This is a genomic window from Daejeonella sp. (assembly GCF_049655485.1).
Taxonomy (GTDB): Bacteria; Bacteroidota; Bacteroidia; order Sphingobacteriales; family Sphingobacteriaceae; genus Daejeonella.
Window position 1 is genome coordinate 52,368 of record NZ_JBASJU010000365.1, and the last position, 8,434, is coordinate 60,801.

Below are 8,434 nucleotides of genomic sequence, written 5' to 3' on the forward strand. Positions count from 1 at the left end.
CACAAAACACCGGACGCTATAAAAATTAATGATATTATTATGGAAATAGCGCAACAGGAAACAGCAAAGGCAGAGGACATTAAGACGGTAGAAGTTTCTGGTTCTGTAGCTTTACTGGAAGCTCTAATAGCAGAAGGAACAGAGGTAATATTTGGGTACCCCGGCGGAGCGATCATGCCTATATATGATGCTTTATATGACTATAAAGAAAAGTTAAACCATATTTTGGTCAGGCACGAGCAGGGTGGTATCCATGCAGGACAAGGATTCGCGCGTACTTCCGGAAAAGTGGGTGTGGTGTTTGCAACAAGCGGACCTGGTGCAACTAATCTCGTTACCGGATTAGCAGATGCCATGATCGACAGTACACCTCTGGTATGCATCACCGGACAGGTTTTTGCCCATCTTCTGGGTACTGATGCCTTTCAGGAAACCGACGTCATTAATATAACTACCCCGGTAACCAAGTGGAACTTCCAGGTAACCGATGCCACCGAAATCCCTGAAGTAATCAGTAAGGCGTTTTACATCGCGAAAAGCGGAAGGCCGGGACCAGTATTGATCGACATTACCAAAAATGCTCAAATACAAAAATTCGATTTTGCAGGTTATAAACCTTGCGATCATATAAGAAGCTATCGGCCGAAACCTATAATCCGTAAGGAGTACATACAGAAGGCCGCCGATTTGATCAATTCTGCGAAAAAGCCATTCGTTTTATGGGGCCAGGGGGTTATACTAGGAGAGGCTGAGAAAGAATTCAAAGTCTTTATTGAAAAAAGCGGTATCCCTGCTGCATGGACAATTTTAGGAGCTGGTGCAATTCCAACCGACCACCCGCAAAATGTAGGGATGCTGGGAATGCATGGCAATTACGGGCCAAATGTATTGACCAATGAATGTGATGTTCTCATCGCTATCGGAATGAGGTTCGATGACAGGGTAACCGGCCGCCTGGATAAGTACGCAAAACAAGCTAAAATCGTTCATCTTGATATCGACCCTTCGGAAATTGACAAAAATGTAATATCGACTGTTCCTGTTTGGGGAGATTGTAAAGAAACGTTACCAGCCCTAACGGAACTTATCAGGGAGAAAACTCACCCGGAATGGCTTGCAAAGTTTAACGACTTTACTGCCAAAGAAGTGGAAGCTGTCATCAATGCCGAACTTCATCCAACTACAGGAGAGCTCACAATGGGTGAAGTTATTCATCAATTAAACCAGCTGACAAACGGAGACGCGGTGATTGTAACCGATGTAGGCCAGCACCAAATGGTAGCCTGCAGATATGCAAAATTAAACCACACCCGCAGTAATGTAACCAGTGGCGGTTTAGGTACTATGGGATTCGCTTTACCGGCAGCAATAGGAGCAAAATTCGGAGCCCCGGACCGTACAGTTGTTGCTGTTATAGGCGATGGCGGATTCCAAATGACTTTACAGGAACTGGGGACTATCATGCAAAGCGGAGTTGATGTGAAGATCATGATCCTTAACAACCGCTTTTTAGGAATGGTTCGCCAGTGGCAGGAACTGTTCAATGAGCACCGTTATTCTTTTGTTGACATCGCCAGCCCGGATTTTGTAGCGCTGGCTGCAGCCTACGGTATTGCAGGTAAGTGCGTTTCTGAACGTGAAAATTTGAATGATGCACTTAAAGAGATGATTAATCATAAAGGATCATTCCTCCTTGAAATTATGGTTACAAAAGAAAATAATGTATTTCCTATGGTTCCCCAGGGATGCAGTGTCGCAGAAATCAGGTTGAAATAGAATACTGGAAAAAGAGATTATATGAGCACTCAGAAAGATATTGAAACGACTCCGCTTAAGCAGGAATATAACATCACTGTTTACACAGAGAACCAAATCGGGCTCCTTAACAGGATCGCAATTATTTTCACAAGACGGAAAATAAACATTGACAGCCTGAACACTTCACCTTCAGAAATCGAAAGCATACATCGGTTTAATATCGTGGTAAACGAAACGGAAGATGTGGTTAGGAAGCTAGCACGACAAATAGAGAAACAGGTTGAAGTACTAAAAGTATATTTCAACACAAACGAAGATGTGATCTGGCAGGAACTGGCTTTGTATAAAGTCCCTACAGACATAATCGCAGAAAAGGCCAGCGTTGAGCGCCTGCTTCGTGAGAATGGCGCACGTGCTGTCGTAATCCGTAAAGATTATACCGTTTTTGAAACCACCGGACACAGGGAGGAAACTGATGCCCTCATCAAAATTCTTCAGCCCTTTGGCCTGATTGAATTCGTAAGAAGCGCACGCGTGGCGATCATCAAACACAGTGATGGCTTCAATTCCAAACTACGTGAATTCGAAAGGTTAGAACCCGGAGAGGAAGTTTCCGAAAACGAATATCTCAATGAAGGTCAGAAGATCTTCACGATGTAAAAGCATACTAACAAGAAAACATAAATAAGCAACACAACAAAGTAAAAACGAAGAATATGGCAACAATCAATTTCGGTGGAGTTAATGAAGAAGTAGTAACCCGCGAAGAATTTCCTTTAGAAAAAGCACGTGAAGTTTTAAAAGACGAAACGATAGCAATTATAGGTTATGGTGTTCAGGGTCCGGGTCAGGCATTAAATCTGCGCGACAATGGTATTAACGTTATCATTGGACAACGTAAAGATTCAAAGACCTGGGATAAAGCTATAGCTGATGGCTGGGTTCCTGGCGAAACTCTTTTCGAAATCGAAGAGGCAGCTGAAAAAGGGACTATAATCCAATACCTTTTGTCAGATGCTGGCCAGATCGCACTTTGGCCGACGATTAAGAAATACCTGACTCCGGGGAAAGCACTTTATTTTTCTCACGGATTTGGTATCACTTACAAAGATCAGACAGGTATCATCCCGCCTGCTGATGTAGATGTAATTCTTGTTGCACCTAAGGGTTCTGGTACTTCCCTTCGTCGTTTGTTCCAGGCAGGAAAAGGTTTGAACTCGTCTTTTGCTATCCATCAGGATGCAACTGGAAAAGGTAGAACACGCGCAATTGCATTAGGTATCGGTGTTGGTTCAGGTTATCTGTTCGAAACCGATTTCCGTAAAGAAGTATTCTCTGACCTTACAGGTGAGCGCGGTACTTTGATGGGAGCTATAGCAGGCATCTTCGAAGCACAATACAACACCCTTCGTACAAACGGACACTCTCCGTCTGAAGCTTTCAATGAAACCGTTGAAGAATTAACTCAAAGTTTGATGCCGTTGGTAGCAGAAAACGGAATGGACTGGATGTATGCAAATTGCTCTACAACAGCTCAGCGTGGAGCATTGGATTGGAAAGGCAAATTCCGCGATGCAACCCAGCCAGTATTTGATGAATTGTACAAAAGCGTAGCGTCGGGTAAAGAAGCGGAGCGTACCATTAAATTAAACAGCCAGCCGGACTACCGTGTAAAACTTGAAGCTGAACTTAAAACTCTTCGCGACAGCGAAATATGGCAAGCTGGTCAGGCGGTAAGGAGCTTGAGACCGGAGAATCAACCGGAGAAATAAGAAGTTTTACGTGGTACGTTTTACGTTATAAGTGCAAACGTACCACTTTGAACTTAACGTAAAACGTACCACGTACCACGTACAACTAATAAAACATGTTACACGACCCAAATCGAATTTACATTTTTGACACTACCCTCCGCGATGGTGAGCAGGTGCCAGGATGCCAGTTATCAACCGTTGAAAAGATTGAGATTGGTAAAGCCCTGGAAAAACTGGGAGTTGATGTCATTGAGGCCGGGTTTCCTATTTCAAGTCCCGGGGACTTCCAAAGTGTCGTGGAGTTATCGAAAGCCGTTAGAGAGCCTATTATTTGTGCATTAACACGTGCGAATAAAGGTGATATAGATTGTGCTGCTGAAGCCTTAAAGTTTGCCAAGTACCCGCGAATTCACACGGGTATCGGTTCATCTGATAATCACATTAAATACAAATTCAACAGCACCCGGGAAGCAATTCTGGAACGCGCCGTTGAAGCTGTGAAATATGCAAAAAGCTTTGTTGAAGATATCGAATTCTATGCTGAAGATGCTGGCAGGGCGGATAACGAATATTTAGCCAGAATGATTGAAGCGGTTATCGCGGCCGGGGCTACGGTGGTTAATATTCCTGACACCAATGGGTATTGCCTTCCGGAACAATATGGTGCAAAGATCCTCTACCTGAAAGAAAATGTTAAGAATATCGATCAGGCAATTATTTCTGTGCATTGTCATAATGACCTGGGCCTTGCGACAGCTAACAGCATCGCCGGAATCGAGAATGGTGCACGCCAGATAGAATGTACAATTAACGGGATTGGCGAACGTGCTGGTAACACATCTCTTGAGGAAGTTGTCATGATTCTCAAAACACATAGCACGCTTAATTTCCATCACAAGATCAACAGCAAACACCTGTACGAACTGAGCGGTATGGTCAGTCGGATGATGCGTATGCCCGTTCAACCCAATAAAGCAATCGTCGGGAAGAATGCATTTGCGCACAGCTCAGGCATCCATCAGGATGGCGTTCTAAAACATCGCGAAACTTACGAGATCATGAACCCTGAAGATGTGGGTATAGATCAGTCTGAGATTATACTTACTGCGCGCAGCGGCCGTCACGCTTTAAAACATCATTTGGAGCGCTTAGGCTATACCGTCGACCGCATCGATCTTGATCAGGTATATGATCGTTTTCTAACCATGGCTGATGGGAAAAAAGAAATCAGAGATGATGATATCCTCTTGCTTATGGGAGATGCGCCCGAACAAAATTACAAAAACGGGTTAGCAATCAACTCTCTCCAGGTAGTAACTGGCGACCAGTCTCCACCGGAAGCGACAATCGATTTGAAATACAATGGCAAAGATCATAAAGCCTGCGCTGTTGGCAACGGCCCGGTTGACGCTACCATAAAGGCGATTGAAAAGATCATCGGCCGTAGTTTCAATATAAAGGAATTTAACATCCATGCTATCCACAGTGGAAGCGACGATGTGAGCAAGGTGGATATGCGCGTGACAGACGAAGGGAAATCTTACAAGGGTTACGGCTTTAGTACAGATATAGTAAGAGCTTCGGCAAATGCGTATTTGGATGCGCTGAATAAATTCGTTTAGTAGAGTAAGGAACAAAGAACAAGGAACAAAGACCAATGACGGTGTAAGTTGGATTAGGCGTCAACCACTTATAACGTAGAACTTATAACTTATAAAATGAGCAAGACATTATTTGACAAAGTGTGGGACACCCATGTAATACGAAAGATCGAAGGTGGCCCCGATGTGTTATTCATTGACCGTCACCTGATCCACGAGGTTACGAGTCCGGTGGCGTTTTTAGGATTAAAAAGCAGAGGGATACGAGTTTTATACCCCGAGCGTACTTTCGCCACCGCAGATCACAACACCCCTACATGGAACCAGCACCTGCCAGTAGCAGATCCGCTTTCAGCTAACCAGTTAAAAGCCCTTGAATCTAATTCTAACGAGTATGGAATTAGTCACTGGGGATTAGGCCATCAGAAAAATGGCATTGTGCATGTAGTCGGCCCTGAGTATGGAATTACCCAGCCCGGAGCTACTATCGTTTGCGGCGATTCGCATACCTCAACTCACGGTGCTTTTGGTGCTATTGCTTTTGGAATCGGCACTTCAGAAGTGGAAATGGTATTGTCGACACAGTGTATCATGCAGCCGAAGCCTCAAAAAATGAGGATTAATATCAATGGTAAATTAGGAAAAGGTGTTACACCAAAGGATGTTGCCTTGTTCATAATCTCCCAGCTATCTACATCCGGCGCGACCGGTTATTTTGTTGAGTATGCAGGCGATGTGTTCGAAAACATGACTATGGAAGGCCGGATGACTGTCTGTAACCTGAGTATTGAAATGGGTGCACGTGGCGGCATGATCGCACCGGATGAAACAACGATAGAATATGTTAAAGGCCGCGAATTTAGCCCTAAAGGTGAAGCTTGGGATAGAGCCCTGGCATACTATAAAACTTTAAAAACTGATCCCGATGCGGTATTCGACAAAGAATACACTTTCGACGGTTCCACCATTGAGCCAATGATCACCTACGGTACCAATCCAGGTATGGGCATGGGTATCTCACATAACATCCCGGATGCGGAAGACGTGGAAGGCGGTGTAGCCACTTATGAGAAATCATTGAACTATATGGGTTTCCATGAAGGGGAGTCAATGCTCGGGAAACAGGTTGATTACGTGTTCGTGGGAAGCTGTACCAATGGCCGGATTGAAGACTTCAGGGCATTTGCATCCATAGTTAAAGGCAAGAAAAAAGCTGATCATGTTACCGCATGGCTGGTTCCGGGTTCACACATTGTGGAAGCTCAGATCAAAGAAGAAGGATTACTTGACATATTTAACGAAGCAGGATTTGTTCTACGTCAGCCAGGCTGTTCTGCATGCCTTGCGATGAATGACGACAAAATCCCGGCAGGTAAATATGCTGTCAGTACCTCAAACAGAAACTTTGAAGGGAGACAAGGCCCGGGTTCCCGAACCATGCTTGCCAGTCCCCTGGTTGCAGCTGCCGCAGCTATTACCGGAGTGGTCACTGATCCACGAAACCTTATAGAAGAATTAGTTTAATCTGGCGGTTCAATCCGTAAAACGATATTAAAATGGCATACGATAAATTCACAGTATTAAGAAGTACCGCAGTTCCTCTAGCAATAGAGAATGTAGATACTGACCAGCTCATTCCTGCACGTTTTCTGAAAGCAACAGAGCGGGTTGGATTTGGCGACAATCTTTTCCGCGACTGGAGATACAATCCTGACAATACCCCTAAGCCTGATTTCGTGCTTAATAATCCGCTATACAGCGGGAAGATCCTGGTTGGCGGTAAAAATTTCGGTTCGGGCTCGTCCAGAGAACACGCAGCCTGGGCGGTGTATGATTACGGATTCCGTTGTGTAGTGTCCAGTTTCTTTGCTGATATTTTTAAAAATAACTGCCTGAATATTGGAGTACTTCCGGTCCAGGTTAGTGCAGAATTTGCCGACAAGATTTTCCGGGCAATTGAAGCAGACCCAAAAACTGAAATCGAAGTAAACCTTCCGGAACAAAGCATCAGCATCATAGCATCCGGCGAGAAAGAACATTTCGAAATTAGCCCCTACAAAAAAGACAATATGCTTAATGGATTTGACGATATCGATTACCTGCAAAACATAAAAGGGGAAATCCAGCAATTTGCCCAAAACCTTCCATTATAAACAACAAAAATTAACGCTATAAAAGTGAGAAGGAAAATAGAAATAATGGATACTACACTTCGGGATGGAGAACAAACTTCCGGAGTGTCATTTTCCATTACAGAAAAGCTGACGATTACTCAGCTCCTACTGGAAGAACTCAATGCAGATCGCGTAGAGATTGCTTCTGCACGTGTTTCTGACGGAGAATTTGCTTCTGCAAAAGCTATAATGGATTGGGCAAATACGCTCGGTTATACCGACCGTATTGAAGTACTTGCTTTCGTTGACAATGGCGTTTCTATTGACTGGATGAATAAGGCGGGTGTAAAAGTCCAGAATCTTTTAACTAAAGGTTCGATGAATCATCTCACACATCAGTTAAAGAAAACCCCTGAACAGCATTTTTCTGAGATCGCGGCCATCATTCAGTCCGCTTTAACACACGGTATTTCAACTAACGTTTATTTGGAAGACTGGAGTAATGGCATGAGAAATTCCCAGGAATATGTTTATCAGTACCTGGAATTCCTATCAACCCAGCCTGTTAAAAGAGTGTTGTTACCCGATACCCTCGGGATATTGACGCCTGGTGAAACTTTTTCCTTTATATCAGCCATCAAATCAGCATATCCCAATTTGCATGTCGATTTCCATGGGCATAATGATTACAACCTCGCAACCGCGAATACGCTGGAAGCCGTGCGAGCCGGAGCGAACGGCGTGCATGTAACTGTAAACGGAATGGGCGAGCGGGCGGGAAATGCTTCCATGTCAAGTATTGTTGCTACGATAAACGATTTCATGCCAGAGATAGAGATTGGAATCAAAGAATCATTTATCTACACTATCAGCAAGCTGGTCGAGACTTTCTCCGGTATCCGCATCCCGGCTAATAAGCCCATCGTGGGAGAAAATGTTTTTACGCAAACTGCAGGTATACACGCCGATGGCGACAATAAAAATAATCTTTATTTCAACGACCTCTTACCCGAACGGTTTGGCAGGCGGCGCACCTATGCCCTCGGCAAAACCTCCGGAAAGGCAAACATTGAAAAAAATCTTCAGGAATTGGGCTTAAAACTCAGCGATGAGGATCTTAAGAAAGTAACCCAAAGGGTAATCGAACTTGGTGATCAAAAAGAAACGGTAACGCGGGAAGATTTGCCTTACATCATTTCTGATGTTC

Annotated in this window: 7 protein-coding genes; all 7 read left to right on the forward strand. The window is 44.2% G+C overall.

Annotated features, from left to right (window positions below; all coding sequences use genetic code 11):
* The first annotated feature begins 39 nt into the window (after positions 1–39).
* Positions 40–1,776 (forward strand): biosynthetic-type acetolactate synthase large subunit, encoded by a 1,737-nt coding sequence (gene ilvB, locus WBJ10_RS15065; protein ID WP_424291739.1) that lies wholly within the window; start codon positions 40–42, stop codon positions 1,774–1,776.
* Between the two features lie 21 nt (positions 1,777–1,797).
* A complete protein-coding gene (gene ilvN, locus WBJ10_RS15070) occupies positions 1,798–2,418 on the forward strand; it encodes an acetolactate synthase small subunit (protein WP_424291741.1) in 621 nt (206 codons plus the stop codon).
* A gap of 56 nt (positions 2,419–2,474) precedes the next feature.
* Entirely contained in the window at positions 2,475–3,530 is a 1,056-nt protein-coding gene (gene ilvC, locus WBJ10_RS15075) for a ketol-acid reductoisomerase (protein WP_424291743.1), read from the forward strand.
* 95 nt (positions 3,531–3,625) lie between these two features.
* On the forward strand, positions 3,626–5,134 hold the full coding sequence (locus WBJ10_RS15080) for a 2-isopropylmalate synthase (RefSeq protein WP_424291745.1): 1,509 nt from the start codon (positions 3,626–3,628) through the stop codon (positions 5,132–5,134).
* 96 nt (positions 5,135–5,230) lie between these two features.
* Complete coding sequence (leuC, locus tag WBJ10_RS15085; RefSeq protein WP_424291747.1) at positions 5,231–6,637, forward strand: 3-isopropylmalate dehydratase large subunit; 1,407 nt, start codon at positions 5,231–5,233, stop codon at positions 6,635–6,637.
* A gap of 32 nt (positions 6,638–6,669) precedes the next feature.
* Positions 6,670–7,266 carry a 3-isopropylmalate dehydratase small subunit gene (gene leuD, locus WBJ10_RS15090; RefSeq protein ID WP_424291749.1) on the forward strand — a complete coding sequence of 199 codons (597 nt, stop codon included), beginning with the start codon at positions 6,670–6,672 and terminating at the stop codon, positions 7,264–7,266.
* A 45-nt stretch (positions 7,267–7,311) separates the two neighbouring features.
* Positions 7,312–8,434: homocitrate synthase/isopropylmalate synthase family protein (locus WBJ10_RS15095; protein WP_424291751.1), on the forward strand; the 1,123-nt coding region annotated here is incomplete at its 3' end.